Origin of the sequence: Rhodococcus sp. IEGM 1351, from assembly GCF_030056875.1 — a bacterium.
Taxonomy (GTDB): domain Bacteria; phylum Actinomycetota; class Actinomycetes; order Mycobacteriales; family Mycobacteriaceae; genus Rhodococcus_F; species Rhodococcus_F opacus.
Map to the genome: position 1 here is coordinate 315235 of NZ_JASHKU010000001.1, position 16291 is coordinate 331525.

Here is a 16291-nt window from a genome sequence, read left to right on the forward strand (position 1 = left end):
GGGCAGGCGATAATAGTTTCTTCCGCGGGGTACAAGCGGCCCGTACCTCGTGCTTACTCGTGTCAGAAAGGCAGGGAGAGCGGCAGTGCCCTACACGATTGCTGAACCGTGCGTGGATGTGTTGGACAAGGCGTGTATCGAGGAATGCCCTGTCGACTGCATCTACGAGGGCGGACGGATGCTCTACATCCATCCGGACGAATGCGTGGACTGCGGCGCCTGTGAACCCGTCTGCCCCGTCGAGGCCATCTTCTACGAAGACGACGTCCCGGACCAGTGGAACGGCTACATCGCCGCGAACGTCGACTTCTTCGACGACCTCGGTTCCCCCGGTGGCGCGGCGAAGCTGGGCAAGGTCGACTACGACCCGCCGTTCGTCAAGGCTCTGCCCCCCATGGGCGAGGACTAGATGTGCCTCGAATCCCGGTAGCAAAAGCACTTCCCGACTTTCCGTGGGACTCGCTCGAGTCGGCGAAGGCGAAAGCCTTCGCCCACCCGGGTGGCATCGTCAACCTCTCGGTGGGGACCCCGGTCGATCCGGTCGCCCCGATCATCCAGGACGCGCTGACCGCGGTCGCCGCGGTTCCGGGATATCCGACGACGCACGGCACCGAAGAGCTGCGGAGCGCCGCGGTGGAGGCGCTGCGTCGCCGCTACGGAATCACCGGCATCGATCCGGCTGCGGTGCTGCCCGCGATCGGCACGAAGGAGCTCATCGCCTGGCTGCCACGCCTTCTCGGGCTCGGCGCCGACGACCTCGTCGTCATTCCGGAGCTGGCGTACCCGACCTACGAGGTCGGTGCGCTCCTCGCCGGTGCGCGGGTGATCCGGGCCGATGGTCTCAACCGGCTCGGCCCGGAGGGCGCGTCGCTGATCTTCGTGAACTCGCCGTCCAACCCCACCGGCAAGGTGCTCGGTCTCGAGCATCTGCGCAAGGTGGTCGACTGGGCGCGTCGCCGCGGCGCGATCGTGGCGTCCGACGAGTGCTACCTGGGATTGAGCTGGGAGGGCGAAGCCCTCTCGATCCTCGATGAGCGGGTGAACGACGGCGATCTCACCGGGCTCCTCGCGGTGCACTCTCTGTCGAAGACGTCCAACCTCGCGAGTTACCGCGCGGGGTTCGTCACCGGTGACCCGGCGTTGGTGGCCGAACTTCTCGAGGTCCGCAAGCACGCGGGCATGATGGTGCCGTTGCCGATCCAGTCGGCGATGACCGCTGCACTCAGCGACGACGACCACGAGAACGAGCAGCGTGAGCGGTACCGCCGTCGCCGCGAGATCCTTCTCGCAGCGGTGCGCGGCGCCGGATTCACCGTCGACAACTCCGAAGCCGGGCTGTACCTGTGGGCGACCCGCGGCGAAGCCTGCCGGGACACCGTCGAGTGGTTCGCCGAGCGGGGCATTCTCGTGGCACCGGGCGAGTTCTACGGTCCCGGCGGCGGCACCCACGTGCGCATCGCCCTCACGGCCAGCGACGAACGAATCGCGGCCGCGGCCGAACGACTGGCCTGACCCGAGTCGGCCCGAGCGGCGCGGTCACGGTGAAAGTATTGGGCCGTGACCCTCGACGACGTCGCCGACGAACTGTACGGCCTGGACCCCGGTGAGTTCGTCGAGGCGCGCACCGCGCAGGTGACCGCGGCGCGGGAGAACAAGGACCGCGCATTGGCAGCCGAGATCGGGAAGCTGCGGAAGCCGACGGTCGTCGGCTGGCTCGTCAACCTGCTCGCCCGCGAGCTGCCCGACGAGGTCGACGCGCTCCTCACCCTCGGTGACGCTCTCCGCGACGCGCAGCGACACCTGTCCGGCTCGGACCTTCGGCGACTGAACACGCAACGGCAGCAAGTAGTGCGCGCGTTGGCGCGCAAGGCCGGTGAACTCGCTGCCGAGCGGGGCCGGACAGTCGGGGAGGACGCGCTGCGGGATGTCGGTCAGACGCTGCACGCCGCTCTCGCCGACGCCGAGACCGCCGAACAGGTGCGGCGCGGCCGGGTGGTGACGGCGGCGAGCTACAGCGGATTCGGTCCGGCCGGACTCACCGTCGTCCAGGGAAAGACCGCGAAGAAGGGCGGGAAGTCCGAACCCACCCCCACGCCTCCGGCCGAGAAGTCGGGGAAGACGTCGAAGAAGAAGTCGCCGGAGCGCGACCGCGCCGCCGAACAGGCGGCGGCCGGGGCCGAACTGGCGGACGCCACGTCCCGGGCCGACGAGGTCCGCGGCGAACTGAACGACGCGAGAACGGAACTGGAGCAGGCGCGGTCGACGCTGACGGAGATCGACCACCGGATCGAGGAACTGCGCGCCGAACTCGAACATGCCGAGCAGGAGCGGCAGTTCACCCGGAACGCGGAGAAGGCGTCGGCGGAGGCGGTGCATCGGGGGGAGCGAGACCTCGACGCGGCGGAGCGGCGCGTCGAGGAAGCCCGGCGCGCGGTCGACGATCTCGGCTGAGGACGTCCCGGATCCTTGACCTGCAGCTCACTCGAGGTCTACAACGCCGCCACGTCGCCGCCGGTGCCCCGATCACCCACGCCGTGCTCGATCACCACGGCACCGACATCCCGGTCGAGCATTTGCGCAGCATCCTCCTCCACACCGGTGCCCTCCAACCCCGGGGCAACGCCGTCGATTCGGTTGCGCCCTGGCTCGATACCCTTGTCGCCGACCTGCCCCCGGATCTCGCGGCCACGGTGCGCGCGTACGCGTCCTGGTCGGTGCTGCGCCGGGCCCGCGGCCGCGCCGCACGCGGGCACCTCAGCGTCAGCGCATCCAAGTACGCGCGTGTCCGCCTCCAGGTCGCCGTTCAGTTTCTGACGTGGCTCACCGACAACCACCACGCACTGGCCGAGGCGACCCAGGCGGACGTCGACCGCTGGCTGGGGGAGGGGGCCAGCACCCGCCACCGACTGCGGGACTTCCTGCGCTGGGCGCACCAACACGATCGTGCCGCCGACCTGCACGTGTCCTGGCTCGGCCGCGACGGTCTTCCCTCCCAGCTTCTCGCCGACGACGAACGCTGGTCCGCGCTACGCCGGTGCCTGACCGACGACGGCCTCGATCTGCGGGTGCGGGTAGCCGGTGTCCTAGTCCTGCTCTACGGTCAGATCCCCACCCGCATCGTCAAACTCACCACCAGCGATCTCGTCGCCGACAGCCGAGGTGACAGCACCCTACGGTTGCGCGATCGTCCCGTCCTGCTGCGGCCGGCACTCGCCGCGCTGACCACCGAGCTCACCAGCAGACCGGATCGCCGCCGTCGCGGGGCGCCTTCGTCAACGACACCGGATTGGTTGTTTCCCGGCCGCGCGAGTCGAATATCCACCTCGCTGGCACACCGCACCCGAGCATGAGCAAAACGTATGGTGTCGGTCCCCGCCCCTGTCCTCACCGGTAACAGCACCAATGAGCAGCGAGCGGAGGGAAACCATGGTCACCGCCGCCACCAGCGCACCGATGCTGCCGGGGATGCCCGTCTCCCCGGCGGTCTCTGAGATCGAGCAACTCGCCCTGATCGGCCAGCCGCAACCGATCCGGGTCCCCGAACGGCTGTGGCGGTCCTGGCTCGACGATCCCACCGTCGTGGCGCGATTCGAAGCGAAGACCTACCGACGCCCGGGTGGCCGGTGCACGGTGTGGCTCGGCAGTGTCTCATCCACCGGGCACGGCTCCTTCCGTGCCGCCAGCCTGCCCGGCCCCTCGCGCCGCGGCACCGTTCCCGCGCATCTGTTCGCCTATCAGCTCGAATACGGCATCATTCCGCGGCTGGGGTGGTCCGGCGCCGACGACGCGGTGCTGTGCCACCAATGCGACTTCGCCGGCTGCGTCAACCCGCAGCACATGCGGCTGGGCACCAACACCGTCAACCGCACCGAGTACCTGCGGCGCCGCAACCTCGCCAGCCCGCTTTCCGACGTCCGCGGTCCTGCCGGGCGTACCCGTGCCATCGCCGCCGCAATCCGAACCGGCCTTACCTGCGGCGAGGATCAGAACAGCATCGAACAGCGGATCAGATGCGCCGAAGCGGCCGGGTTACCCCTCACCCTCTGGTAGCTCGTCGTCGGCACAGCGAATCTGTGCCTGACTGGCAGAGCCGGAACTGACCCTGCCGTATGGCCTGCAGAGGTTGCCCGAGCTGGTGAGAGACTGCTCCGCGTGCATGCGTTCATCGACGAATCCAAACGGGGCGAGTACGCCCTGTGTGCGGTGACCGTGGCGACCGGCGATCTGACGGCCCTGCGGAAGCAGATGAACGCGCTCCGACCGCCCGGGCACACCCGCATCCATATGACCGGTGTGGGGAAGAAGCTGGCACCGAAGATCGTCGCCGAGGTCGCCCGGCTGGAGGCAAACAGCCGGATCTATGTGATGAGCTCACGAAAGGTCAACGAACGCCAGGCCCGCGACGCCATCCTGGCCGCCGCGGTGCGGGACCTGGCGCAGATGCCAGTGACGAACCTGGTCATCGAGTCATGCGATCAGGACCACGAGGACAACCGCATCATCCGGGACGAACTCGGCGCCGCCACCCCGTTCCGGTACACCCACGACCGACCCTCGAACTCCCTCTTGTGGATCCCCGGCGTCCATGCCTGGGCCTGGGGCCGCGGCGGCAGCATGCGCGCGAAGATCGCCCACCGCATCACCGTCGTCAGGGTCTGAAACACGAGAACGCCCCTCATCACTGAGGGGCGTTCGTCGTATGTGGGTGGGCGCGCAAGGCTGGAAACCGCTAGGTGGGGCTGCCTACAGGGGGTACTTACGCCCCGGAGACCTCCTACACGAACCACTTCCCTCGGCTACTGCCTCGGGCACTCACATTATGTGGGTGCGGTTGCGTCGACGCAACCGCGAAGCCCATGGCCTGCACACAAGCGCAACCCCGGTGCCCGCCGGAGAGTGTTTGTTTGCTGCACCTACGCCACCGAGATCGGCCGACTACCCGGCTTGTCGAGCCGAGGACGTGTTTCGCCGCCGGCTGTCAGCATGAGCAGCAATTCTATCCAGTGGGCGCGACACCCATTCGCAGGCACGGACAGCAACATCCGCGCGGCAGATACAGTTCCCTGTGGGTTGCGAGTCGGACCATGCGACATCGGCCGCGATCTCGGGTAGAGCAAGTGACTCTTAATCACTGGGTTCGCGGAGTTCTGCCGCCCTGTCCGTCGCATCAGCGTCTTGTCCGACAGCGACGCTGGAGTGCTGAGACTGCTACCGCATGTCTGCCCGGTCAGCGGTGCTCGGCAGCGTCCTCGACTGCAATCAGAGCCGACCATCGCATGACCGCGTACGAGTGCGCGAGCGCGGCCACGGGCCTCTTCAGCGGTGCCGAAAGCCACCCGCTGACGACGCTGAATCCGGCGATCACGGCGTGGAGGAGGAGGATCGGCATGGGTATTCTCCCTTTTCGTCCGGGGATCGGCCTGTCCTCACGCGCTGCGCTCGGTGGTGTCTTCGGCACGGCCTCGGCCGCGGCCGAGGAGGCGGTCGCGGTCCTCTTCGGACATCCCGCCCCAAATCCCGAAGGGTTCTCGCACGGCGAGTGCGTAGTCCCGGCATGGCCGTTGGACGGGGCACTGGGAGCAGATCTTTTTGGCCTCGTGGATGCGCTTCTGCCTCTTGGGTCCGCGTTCGTTGGTGGGGTGGAAGAACAGGGCAGGACTGACCAGTCGGCACATCGCGGCGAGTCGCCAGTTCAGTTCCTCGGGCTCGGGTAGGTCGCTTTGTCTCACGGTTCGAAAGGCCCGCACAACGATGCTCCCCTTTTTGCTGGAGGGCGGTCGAGCGCCCCGCACCGGTGGGTGATGCGGGGCGCAGGCGGATTAGGGGACGCTGATGAAGTTGGTGAAGCCGCCGTGCCGGGCCGGGAGGTCGGCGAGAGCTTCGTTGATCTTCTCGAGCGGGAAGCTGTGATGCTCGAACACCGACAGGTCGAGGACCCCGGCGCCGGCGAGTTCGGCCATGTCCTGGGCCTCGGCGGTGGAGAACCACAGGCTTCCGAGGACGCTGATCTGGCTGCACATCAGCGAGAACATGTCCAGCGGTGGGCGTTCCATCATGCCGCCGATGTCGACGGCCACGCCGCCGCGGCGCAGGGTGGTGATGGCGTCGAGGAACGATTCTGCCGGTGCGCCGGGGCCGAGGGAGTCGATGACGATGTCGACGCCCTCCCCGTTGTTGTGTTCGCGCACCCAGCTGCGCAGGTCACCCTCGCCGGCGGGGAGGACGTGGATGCGGTCGGGCGCGATGGATCGGACGTCCTCGAGCAGATCGGCGTTGCGGCCGGTGCCGAAGATGTGGCTCGCACCGAGCGCGAGGGCGCTCAGGCAGGTGCCCAGTCCCAGGGTTCCGGAGATGCCGTCGATCAGGACGGTGGAGCCGGGTCCGGCGCCGGCCTTGCGCAGTGCCGAGTAACCGGTGCCGAGGTATCCGAATCGGGCGCCTTCTTCGAAACTGACGGAGTCGGGCAGCTTCACCAGGTTGCGTTGCGGCGCAGTCAGATACTCACCGAGCCCACCGTAGGGGTAGGCGTCGAAGATCTCCTGGCCGTCGGCGCCGAAGGAGAAGTAGCCCATGAAGGTGTACTTGTCGCAGTTCTGATCGTGCCCCTGCCGGCAGGCGCGGCAGCCGCCGCAGGAGATTCCGGGGTTGACGTAGACGCGGTCGCCGACGGCGACGTCGGTGACGTGGCTGCCGACGGCGGCGACGACGCCGGCGGAGTCGAGGCCGAAGATGGCGGGGAGCTTCGGAAGCGGCAGGTAGGGGAACCATTCGCTGTAGGTGGCGAGCACGTTGGACAGGTTCGGTACGACGTTGCAGGCCTTGACCTGCACCAGCACGTCGGTCGCCCGCGGTTCGGGGATCGGGAGTTCCTCGATCTGCATCGGCTGGTTGATCTCGTGGAGGCGGGCAACGCGCATGGTCGACTTCATGAAAGGAAACTCCTGAGTGGTGTGTTCTTCGGACTGGGAATGGGGTTGGCAGGCGCACAGAGTGCTGGTGTGGGCGCCGCGGGGCGCCCACACCAGTGCAACCGGGGTTTCGAGTGGTGGTGTGCTCAGGCGGTGGTGCCGGTGACCGATGCGGTCAGGGCGGTCCGGATGTCGTCGACGGTGGCGATCTCGGCGAGCAGTCCGAGCGAGTTGATGCTCGCCTCGTGCGCTTGGGGGTTGGCCGCCGAGCACGCGTCCTCAACGATCACGACGTGGTAGCCGAGATCGCTTGCAACGCGGGCTGTTCCCTCGACAGAGGCGTTGGTGGCCACACCGGCGAACAGCAGTGTGGTGATGCCCTTGCCCCGAAGGATGGTGTCGAGGTCGGTCCCGGCGAAGGCGCCGATCCGCTGGTGCGTGAGCACGATGTCGTCGCCGTGCGGCTTCAGCGGTTCGACGATCCCGGCGAGTTCGCTGCCCTCTTTGAGGCAGCCGGACTGGGCGACGATGCCCAGCAGCGGTGAGTTGACCTCGAGGTCGGAGAAGTCGGGTTTCCAGGCGACCCGGGTGTAGACCACGGGGGCGCCGGCTTCGCGGGCCGCGGCGATGAGCGCGGCGATCTGGTCGATGACGCGGCGTTCGCTCACCTGCTGGTGGAAGAAGTCGGCGAAAGCGCCGGTGGGGCCGACGACGTCGCCCTGGCAGTGAACGGCCACGACGGCGGTGGTGCGGGGGTCGAGTTCCATCAATAGCTCCTGGTTCGGGGGGTGCGGGTTTACGCGTGAGCGAGGATCGAGTGCCCGATGTTGTCGATGTCACGGGCCGCGGTGAAGGGGTTGGACAGGAAGACCTGGAGGATGTCGACACCGGCCTCGCGCATCAGGGCGGCCTTGTCCCGCAGCTCGGCGGGTGATCCGTAGAGGCACCAGTAGTCGACGAGATCCTTGGTGATGATCGGCCGGTGTGCAGGATCGAGTCCGCGCAGGTACTTCACCCAGACGTCGAGGTAGTGCGGCTGGTCCGGGGCCTTCGGGTCGCCCAAATACTGCTGCGCGGCGGTGATGGAGGCATCGACGATGGAATCGCCCAGCTGGTCGCGGTGCTGGTCCATCAGGCCCGCGTTGGTGATGCACGAGCTGATCGGTCCGGAACCGAAACCGTTGGTGACACCTTCTTCCCAGGTCTCACCGCTGCCGAGTTGGTAGAACCAGGACAGGGAGACGAGTTTGACCGAGCCCGGCGCCCGGCCGGCGTCGGCGACCGCCTTGTCGAGGCGACTGCGGATCAGCTTGATCATCTCGACGTTCGGTCCGAGGCAGTAGACGACGGCGTCGGCGTACTTGGCTGCTTCGGCGAGCCCGCGCGGTCCGCCGGCGGCCACCCAGATCGGGATGTGGTCGGTGACGTTGTAGAAACCGCTGTCCTTGTCGAGGAACTCCACCTCCCGGGACTGTCCGAGCCAGTTGTGGGTGACGCGGCGTCCAGCCATCAGCTCCCTCGAGACTTCGATGGCGTGCGAGAGTTCGGAGATCTTCGCGGTGCGATTACCCATTGAGCGCAGCGCGTTGTTGGCGGTCCCGATACCGAGGAAGGTACGCCCCGGTGCCAGGGCGTTGAGGGTGGCCATGGAGTTCGCGGTGACCGGGGCGATCCGGGTCAGCGGATTGGTGACCATGGTGCCCAGATTGATCGAGCTGGTCTGCGTCGCTGCGAGCGCCAGGTACTGGTACGGGTCGGAAAACAGCAAGGGTCCTTCGCCGACACCGAAGTGCGAGAACCCGAGGTCCTCGGCCTGCTTCACCATCGCGACCTGGTCGATCTTCGCGCAGGTGCCGATACAGAATTCCATCTTCTTCTCCTTGCATTGACCCGCTGGTGTGGTTCGACTCCATGAACGAGGGCGACTGGCTCGCGGGATGGGCGATCCGGGACTGTGTGTTCGGTCCCGGGCCAGGGCGCGCAAGCGCCGGAACGGTGAGCAATTCCGTTGAAAGGGAACGGCATTGATCGGAGCGATCCCGTTCTGGAAGAGTTGCCGCCGACCCGTCGCGCTGGTAAGACAAGCCGCACACCTCAAAACTGGAATTCTAGCGTTCCAGATGACCGTAGCTGACAGTGACGCGGACCACAAGTACTAGAATGCAAGTTACTGTGGTGAGCGCCGCAGACGAGGGGGACACCATGATCAGCGCGCCCGACGAAAGCGTATACGTATGAGCACCACCAGCACCGATCCGGAGGCTGCCGCCCTTCTCGCGAATGTCCGGACCTCGGGCGCGCGGCTCTCCGCCGCCATGTACGACATCCTCAAGACCAGACTGCTCGAGGGACGCTACGCGGCCGGGGAGAAGATCGTCGTCGAGTCCATCCGCCAGGAGTTCGGGGTCAGCAAGCAGCCCGTCATGGACGCCCTGCGCCGACTCTCCAGCGACAAGCTCGTCTACATCTTCCCGCAGAGCGGGTGCGAGGTCGTCTCCTACACCCAGCGTGAGGTCGAGGACTTCTTCACTCTGTTCGGTGGCTTCGAGGGCACGATCGCGGCGGTCGCCGCCGCCCGCCGGACCGACGCCCAGCTCATCGAGCTGGGCCTGATCTCGTCGCGGATCGATGCGCTGCTCACCTCCCACGACCCCGAGGTGCGCGCGCACGGATACCGCATCCACAATCGCGAATTCCACGCCGCCATCCACACAATGGCGCATTCGCGGATCATGGCCGAGACCAGCCAGCGGATGTGGGACATGTCCGACTTCCTGATCAACACCACCGGGATCACCAACCCGCTGTCGAGCGCCCTCCCCGAACGCCAGGACGATCACCACGCGATCATCGAGGCGATTCGGCAACAGGACGAGGCGGGAGCCCGCGAGGCCATGGAACGGCACATCGTGGGAACCATTTCGGTCATCCGCGACGAAGCCGACGACTTGGCCGGCTGAGACGCCCCACCGGCGGCCCGCCCCCGTAACCACACGTTGCACGGGGCGGGCCTTTTCTATGCCCACTGCCGGGCGAAACACCCTTTGACGATGACTGGCGTCCCGTGCCGGTGAGTACTGCGGGTCGCATCTCGCACACCGGAGAGACTTGCGTCACCTTCCACGGCGGCGTAGCTTCTCTTCTAGACGTCTAGCATTCCAGTTGCGAATGTTTCTCTCACTTCCCTCAGAGAAAGGAGCGGCCATGACGCCCGTTTCGCGCAGGTTGGTCCACGCGGCGCCGGCATGTTTCGGCCCGCGGATCGGAGAAGCCCGACCGTGAGCAACACCTCCGCTTCCTCGACGAAGCCCGCAGCCACCTCACCGCTACGGGTGGCGATGGCCAGCTTCATCGGCACCACGGTCGAGTACTACGACTTCTTCATCTACGGCACCGCCGCCGCCCTGGTGTTCCCCACGCTGTTCTTCCCCGATGTGTCCCCGGCAATCGGAATCCTGCTGTCCTTCGCGACGTTCGGGGTCGGGTTCCTCGCCCGCCCGCTCGGCGGCATCGTCTTCGGTCACTTCGGTGACCGGGTCGGTCGCAAGCAGATGCTGGTGATCTCGCTGGTCGGAATGGGCTCGGCCACCGTCCTGATGGGACTGTTGCCCGGTTACGCCCAGATCGGGATCGCGGCCCCGATCCTGCTGACCCTGCTGCGCCTGGTGCAGGGCTTCGCGGTCGGCGGCGAGTGGGGTGGGGCCACACTGATGGCCGTCGAGCACGCCCCGACCGCGAAGAAGGGCTTCTTCGGATCCTTCTCCCAGATGGGCGCCCCGGCCGGGACCAGCGTCGCGACCCTGGCATTCTTCGCGGTCTCCCAATTGCCCGACGAGCAGTTCCTCAGCTGGGGCTGGCGACTGCCGTTCCTGTTCAGTGCGGTACTGATCGTGATCGGGCTGTTCATCCGCCTGTCTTTGGCCGAGAGCCCCGACTTCGCCGAGGTGAAGGCGCAGAGCGCGGTGGTGCGGATGCCGATCGCCGAAGCATTCCGCAAGCACTGGAAGGAAATCCTGCTCATCGCGGGGACCTACCTGTCCCAGGGCGTGTTCGCCTACATCTGCATGGCCTACCTCGTCTCCTACGGCACCACCGTCGCGGGGATCAGCCGCACCTTCGCCCTCGCCGGGGTGTTCGTCGCCGGCATCGTCGCCGTCATCCTCTACCCGGTCTTCGGGGCCCTCTCCGACACCTTCGGCCGCAAGACGATGTATCTGCTCGGGGCCGTGGCCATGGGGGTGGTGATCGCCCCGGCGTTCGCGCTGATCAACACCGGCAACCCCTGGCTGTTCATGGCCGCACAGGTGCTGGTCTTCGGGATCGCGATGGCACCCGCCGCCGGAGTCACCGGATCCCTGTTCACCATGGTGTTCGACGCGGACGTGCGCTACAGCGGCGTCTCGATCGGCTACACCCTTTCCCAGGTCGTGGGCTCGGCGTTCGCGCCGACGATCGCCACCGCCCTGTATGCCTCCACCGAGTCCAGCACCTCGATCGTCGCCTACCTGCTGGTGGTCTCGGCGATCTCGGTGGTCTCGGTGATCCTGCTGCCCGGCGGCTGGGGCCGCAAAGGCGCAGCGAGCCAACTCGTTCGAGACGAAGCTGGCTCCGCCCAGCCCACCCCCGCGGTGACCACATTCTCAACGCCGGACACGGCCACGGACCTGCGTGTCCTCGACAAGTGAAGTGATGACAGACATGAGTGACCACGACCGAACCTCCTACGACACCGACGTCGTGATCGTCGGACTCGGGCCCGCCGGTGGCACGGCGGCGCTCGCCCTGGCCACCTACGGCCTGCGCGTCCACGCCGTCTCGATGTTCCCCTGGGTGGCGAACTCGCCGCGCGCGCACATCACCAACCAGCGCGCCGTCGAGGTGCTCCGCGACCTGGGCGTCGAAGACGAGGCACGCAAATACGCGACACCGTGGGAGCAGATGGGTGACACGCTGTTCACCACGAGCCTGGCCGGCGAAGAAATCGTCCGGATGCAGACCTGGGGAACGGGCGATACCCGCTACGGGGACTACCTGTCCGGCAGCCCGTGCACGATGCTCGACATCCCCCAACCGCTGATGGAGCCGGTGCTGATCAAGAACGCCGCCGAACGCGGCGCGATCATCAGCTTCCACACCGAATACCTCGACCACACCCAGGACGCGGACGGGGTGACCGTCCGGTTCCGCGACGTCCGCTCGGGCACCGAATTCACCCAGCGAGCCCGCTTTCTGCTCGGTTTCGACGGTGCACGCTCGAAGATCGCCGAGGAGATCGACCTTCCCTTCCAAGGCGAACTGGCCCGTGCCGGCACCGCCTACGTGCTCTTCAACGCGGACCTGAGCAAGTACGTCGCTCACCGGCCGTCCATCCTGCACTGGATCGTCAACTCGAAGGCCGGGTTCGGTGAGATCGGCATGGGCCTGCTGCGGGCGATCAAGCCGTGGAACCAGTGGATCGCCGGCTGGGGATTCGACATGGCCAAGGGCCAGCCCGACGTCTCCGACGACGTTGTCCTCGAACAGATCCGGACCCTCGTCGGCGACCCGCACCTGGACGTCGAGATCGTGTCGCGGTCCTTCTGGTACGTCAACCAGCAGTACGCCGAGCATTACCAGTCCGGGCGGGTGCTGTGCGGCGGTGACGCCGTGCACCGGCACCCCCCGAGCAGCGGGCTGGGATCGAACACCTCCATCCAGGACGCGTTCAACCTGGCGTGGAAGGTCGCGTTCGTCGTCAAGGGCTACGCCGGGCAGGGCCTGCTCGAGTCCTATTCGCCCGAGCGGGTCCCGGTCGGCAAGCAGATCGTCGCTCGCGCCAACCAGTCCCGCAAGGACTACGCCGGGCTGCGCGAGTGGTTCGACCCCGGCAGCGACGATCCGGTCGCCGCCGGTCTGGCGAAGCTGAAGGAACCCACACCCGAGGGGGTCGCCCTGCGCGAGCAGCTGTACGAGGCGCTGGAGGTGAAGAACACCGAATTCAACGCCCACGGCGTCGAACTCAACCAGCGCTACGCCTCCTCCGCGGTCGTCCCCGAGCCCGATGCGGGCGACGAGGTGTGGGCACGAGACCGGCAGTTGTACCTGCAGGCCACCACCCGGCCCGGCGCGAAGCTGCCGCACGCGTGGCTGGTCGGCGAGGGCGGCACCCGCATCTCCACTCTCGATGTCACCGGGAAGGGAATGATGACCCTGCTCACCGGAATCGGCGGCCAGGCGTGGAAGCGTGCCGCCGCCAAACTCGACGTGCCGTTCCTGCGGACCGTGGTCGTCGGTGAACCCGGCACCATCGACCCCTACGGCTACTGGCGGCAGGTCCGCGACATCGACGAGGGCGGTGCCCTCCTCGTCCGACCCGACGGGTACATCGCGTGGCGGCACAGCGCCCCGGTCTGGGACGACAGCGAAGCATTGACCAGCCTCGAGGACGCGCTCACCGCAGTCCTCGACCGCCCGTCGGGCAGCAGCGAACCGGCCCCGGGCGCCACGCAGGAGCCGCAGTACAACACCCGGGCCGTGCCGATCACCGTCCCGCACACCACCCCCGCGGACGCAGCACCCGCCTCCGCCACCAGCACCACAACCGAGGGAGTAAACCGATGACCCGCCCGTACACCAGCGTCTGGAACGATCTGAACCAGGTCGAATTCAGCCAGGGCTTCATCCAAGCGGGCCCCTACCGGACCCGGTACCTGCACGCCGGCGCCACCTCCAAGCCGGCACTGATCCTGCTGCACGGCATCACCGGCCACGCCGAAGCATACGTCCGCAACCTGGCCGCACACGCCGAGCACTTCAACGTGTGGGCGATCGACTTCATCGGCCACGGCTACAGCAGCAAGCCCGATCACCCGCTCGAGATCAAGCACTACATCGACCACGTCCTGCAGTTCATGGACGCGATCGGCGTGGAGAAGGCCTCGTTCTCCGGCGAATCGCTCGGCGGCTGGGTCACCGCCCAGTTCGCGCACGATCACCCGGAGAAGGTCGAGCGGATCGTGCTCAACACCATGGGCGGCACCATGGCCAACCCGAAGGTGATGGAACGTCTCTACACCCTGTCCATGGAGGCAGCGAAGGACCCGAGCTGGGAACGCGTCCAGGCCCGGCTCGAGTGGCTGATGGCCGACCCGGCGATGGTCACCGACGACCTGATCCGCACCCGGCAGGCGATCTTCCAACAGCCGGACTGGCTCAAGGCCTGCGAGGCGAACATGGCCCTGCAGGACCCGGAAACCCGCAAACGCAACATGATCACCGACGCCACCCTCGAGGGCATCACCGCGCCCGCGCTGGTGCTGTGGACCACCAAAGACCCCTCCGGTCCCGTCGACGAAGCCAAGCGGATCGCCTCCCACATTCCCGGCGCGAAGCTCGCGATCATGGAGAACTGCGGGCACTGGCCCCAGTACGAGGACGCGGACACGTTCAACCAGCTGCACCTGGATTTCATGCTCGACCGCGCCTGATCGCCCGTGGGTGTCTGCCACCGCGAGCAGGCACCCGCGATCGGCGCCCCTTACACAGCCACCCCGATCCCTCGCACTCCCGGTCGACGAACCGCGCGAGAACCAGAAGGAAACAGACGATGCCCGTAGCGCTGTGCACGATGTCGCATTCCCCCCTCATGGGACGAAACGACCCGGCCCAAACCGTGATCGACGACGTCGATGCCGCGTTCGAGAATGCGCGCACGTTCATCGCCGACTTCGCCCCCGACCTGATCGTGATCTTCGCCCCGGATCACTACAACGGGGTCTACTACGATCTGATGCCCCCGTTCTGCATCGGTGCCGCGGCCCAGTCGGTCGGCGATTACGGCACCGAATCCGGACCGCTGAGCGTCGACCGCGACGCCGCCTACGCCCTCGCCCGGGAAGTCCTCGCCAGCGGCGTCGACGTCGCGTTCTCCGAACGCATGCACGTCGACCACGGCTTCGCGCAGGCCCTGCAGCTGCTGGTCGGCTCGATCACCGCGGTCCCGACCGTCCCGATCTTCATCAACTCCGTCGCCGAACCGCTCGGCCCGGTCAGCCGGGTCCGGCTACTCGGCGAGGCAGTCGGGCGGGCCGCGGCGAACCTGGACAAGCGGGTGTTGTTCGTCGGATCCGGTGGGCTGTCCCACGATCCGCCGGTACCGCAGTTCGCCACCGCCCCCGTGGAGGTGAAGGAGAAGCTCATCGACGGTCGCAACCCCACCGAGGACGAGCGCAACGCCCGCGAACAGCGGGTCATCGACGCCGGTCGCGACTTCGCCGCCGGGGTGGCCACCATTGCGCCGCTCAACCCGCACTGGGATCGCAACCTGCTCGACGTTCTCGCCTCCGGCGAGATCGAGCAGATCGACTCCTGGACCAACGAATGGTTCGTCGAACAGGCCGGGCACTCCTCCCACGAAGTACGCACCTGGATCGCCGCGTACGCGGCGATGAGCGCCGCCGGGAAGTACCGCGTCACCTCGACCTTCTACCGCGAAATCCCGGAGTGGATCGCCGGATTCGGCATCAGTACCGCCGTCGCCGTCGACGAATAGACCCCGCCGCTCCCATCACGCCGACCAACGAAAGGGACCCCGGATGACCTCCGTCCGCCCAGTAGACAATCACCTGATCGAGGACGCCGCCGCACGGCTGGCCGACGCCGAACGTGCCGGCGCCCCGTGCACCCCGGTACGGGATCTGATCGGGCGGACCGACATCGACACCGCCTACCGCGTACAAACCCGCAACGTCGATGCGGCGGTCGCCGCCGGTCACCGGATCGTCGGCCGCAAGATCGGCCTGACCTCACCCGCGGTGCAGGCCCAGCTCGGTGTCGATCAGCCCGACTTCGGGGTGCTGTTCGACCACATGGATGTCAGCTCCGAGCTGCAGGTCAGACGGTCGCGGTTGCTGCAACCCCGCATCGAGGCCGAGATCGCCTTCATTCTCTCGCGCGACATCACCGACCCGATCACCAGCGAGGACGCCCCCGAGTACGTCGCGCAGGTGGTGGCGTCGTTCGAGATCGTCGACTCCCGCATCGCCGGCTGGGACATCAGCCTCGCGGACACCATCGCCGACAACGCCTCCTCCGGCCTGTACGTCCTCGGTGCGTCGATCCCCCGCACGGAGGCACCGGACCTGTCCGCCATCTCGATGACGATGACCGAGAACGGCACCGAAGTCTCCAGTGGGGTGGGGGCGGACTGCCTGGGCAGCCCCTGGAACGTGCTGGTGTGGTTGGCAAACACCAGCCTGTCCTACGGCTCCCCCCTGCGTGCCGGTGAGGTCGTGCTCTCCGGGGCGCTGGGCCCGATGGTCCCCGTCGTCGCCGGCGCCACCTACGCCGCCTCCATCACCGGGATCGGCGACGTCCGGGTCTCGTTCACAGACTGAAGAAGGAAG

The 16291-nt window shown here is 67.2% G+C and carries 17 protein-coding genes; 12 read left to right on the plus strand and 5 right to left on the minus strand.

Features of this window, described 5'->3' with window-relative positions:
* Nucleotides 1-85 precede the first annotated feature (85 nt).
* The 6 genes from fdxA to QM806_RS01540 all read left to right on the plus strand — a co-directional run bounded on the left by fdxA (nt 86) and on the right by QM806_RS01540 (nt 4659).
* A complete protein-coding gene (fdxA, locus tag QM806_RS01515; protein ID WP_005263360.1) occupies nt 86-409 on the plus strand; it encodes a ferredoxin in 324 nt (107 codons plus the stop codon).
* Between the two features lie 2 nt (nt 410-411).
* Entirely contained in the window at nt 412-1512 is a 1101-nt protein-coding gene (dapC, locus tag QM806_RS01520) for a succinyldiaminopimelate transaminase (protein WP_005569079.1), read from the plus strand.
* A gap of 45 nt (nt 1513-1557) precedes the next feature.
* A complete protein-coding gene (locus QM806_RS01525) occupies nt 1558-2451 on the plus strand; it encodes a hypothetical protein (protein ID WP_169694999.1) in 894 nt (297 codons plus the stop codon).
* Nucleotides 2452-2534: 83 nt separating this feature from the next.
* Nucleotides 2535-3350 carry a hypothetical protein gene (locus QM806_RS01530; protein WP_133986429.1) on the plus strand — a complete coding sequence of 272 codons (816 nt, stop codon included), beginning with the start codon at nt 2535-2537 and terminating at the stop codon, nt 3348-3350.
* Nucleotides 3351-3402: 52 nt separating this feature from the next.
* Nucleotides 3403-4050, plus strand: a complete 648-nt coding sequence (locus tag QM806_RS01535) for a hypothetical protein (RefSeq protein ID WP_502943817.1) — start codon at nt 3403-3405, stop codon at nt 4048-4050.
* Between the two features lie 102 nt (nt 4051-4152).
* Nucleotides 4153-4659 carry a hypothetical protein gene (locus QM806_RS01540; RefSeq protein WP_283290125.1) on the plus strand — a complete coding sequence of 169 codons (507 nt, stop codon included), beginning with the start codon at nt 4153-4155 and terminating at the stop codon, nt 4657-4659.
* Between the two features lie 568 nt (nt 4660-5227).
* On the opposite strand, the gene QM806_RS01545 is transcribed toward QM806_RS01540, so the two are convergent.
* The 5 genes from QM806_RS01545 to QM806_RS01565 form a co-directional block, all read right to left on the minus strand.
* Nucleotides 5228-5389, minus strand: a complete 162-nt coding sequence (locus tag QM806_RS01545) for a hypothetical protein (protein ID WP_167120753.1) — start codon at nt 5387-5389, stop codon at nt 5228-5230.
* Between the two features lie 37 nt (nt 5390-5426).
* The gene (locus QM806_RS01550; protein ID WP_169694997.1) at nt 5427-5747 is read right to left on the minus strand and encodes a WhiB family transcriptional regulator; all 321 of its coding nucleotides are present in this window, start codon (nt 5745-5747) and stop codon (nt 5427-5429) included.
* A gap of 72 nt (nt 5748-5819) precedes the next feature.
* A complete protein-coding gene (locus tag QM806_RS01555; RefSeq protein ID WP_169694996.1) occupies nt 5820-6929 on the minus strand; it encodes an alcohol dehydrogenase catalytic domain-containing protein in 1110 nt (369 codons plus the stop codon).
* A 125-nt stretch (nt 6930-7054) separates the two neighbouring features.
* Entirely contained in the window at nt 7055-7675 is a 621-nt protein-coding gene (locus tag QM806_RS01560) for a cysteine hydrolase family protein (protein ID WP_065490173.1), read from the minus strand.
* Between the two features lie 29 nt (nt 7676-7704).
* Nucleotides 7705-8778, minus strand: coding sequence for an LLM class flavin-dependent oxidoreductase (locus QM806_RS01565; protein WP_169694995.1), 1074 nt, complete (start codon nt 8776-8778; stop codon nt 7705-7707).
* A 364-nt stretch (nt 8779-9142) separates the two neighbouring features.
* Between QM806_RS01565 and QM806_RS01570 the strand changes: the two genes are divergently transcribed.
* The 6 genes from QM806_RS01570 to QM806_RS01595 all read left to right on the plus strand — a co-directional run bounded on the left by QM806_RS01570 (nt 9143) and on the right by QM806_RS01595 (nt 16282).
* On the plus strand, nt 9143-9868 hold the full coding sequence (locus QM806_RS01570; protein ID WP_065490176.1) for a GntR family transcriptional regulator: 726 nt from the start codon (nt 9143-9145) through the stop codon (nt 9866-9868).
* A 378-nt stretch (nt 9869-10246) separates the two neighbouring features.
* Nucleotides 10247-11593, plus strand: coding sequence for an MFS transporter (locus QM806_RS01575; protein WP_133986837.1), 1347 nt, complete (start codon nt 10247-10249; stop codon nt 11591-11593).
* Nucleotides 11594-11606: 13 nt separating this feature from the next.
* The gene (locus QM806_RS01580) at nt 11607-13508 is read left to right on the plus strand and encodes an FAD-dependent monooxygenase (RefSeq protein ID WP_497586484.1); all 1902 of its coding nucleotides are present in this window, start codon (nt 11607-11609) and stop codon (nt 13506-13508) included.
* Nucleotides 13505-14374 carry an alpha/beta fold hydrolase gene (locus QM806_RS01585; protein WP_167117607.1) on the plus strand — a complete coding sequence of 290 codons (870 nt, stop codon included), beginning with the start codon at nt 13505-13507 and terminating at the stop codon, nt 14372-14374. Before QM806_RS01580 ends, QM806_RS01585 begins: the two co-directional genes overlap by 4 nt.
* Before the next feature lie 119 nt (nt 14375-14493).
* On the plus strand, nt 14494-15438 hold the full coding sequence (locus QM806_RS01590) for a 3-carboxyethylcatechol 2,3-dioxygenase (RefSeq protein ID WP_065490183.1): 945 nt from the start codon (nt 14494-14496) through the stop codon (nt 15436-15438).
* Nucleotides 15439-15481: 43 nt separating this feature from the next.
* Entirely contained in the window at nt 15482-16282 is an 801-nt protein-coding gene (locus QM806_RS01595; protein WP_169694992.1) for a 2-keto-4-pentenoate hydratase, read from the plus strand.
* The last annotated feature ends 9 nt before the right edge of the window (nt 16283-16291 follow it).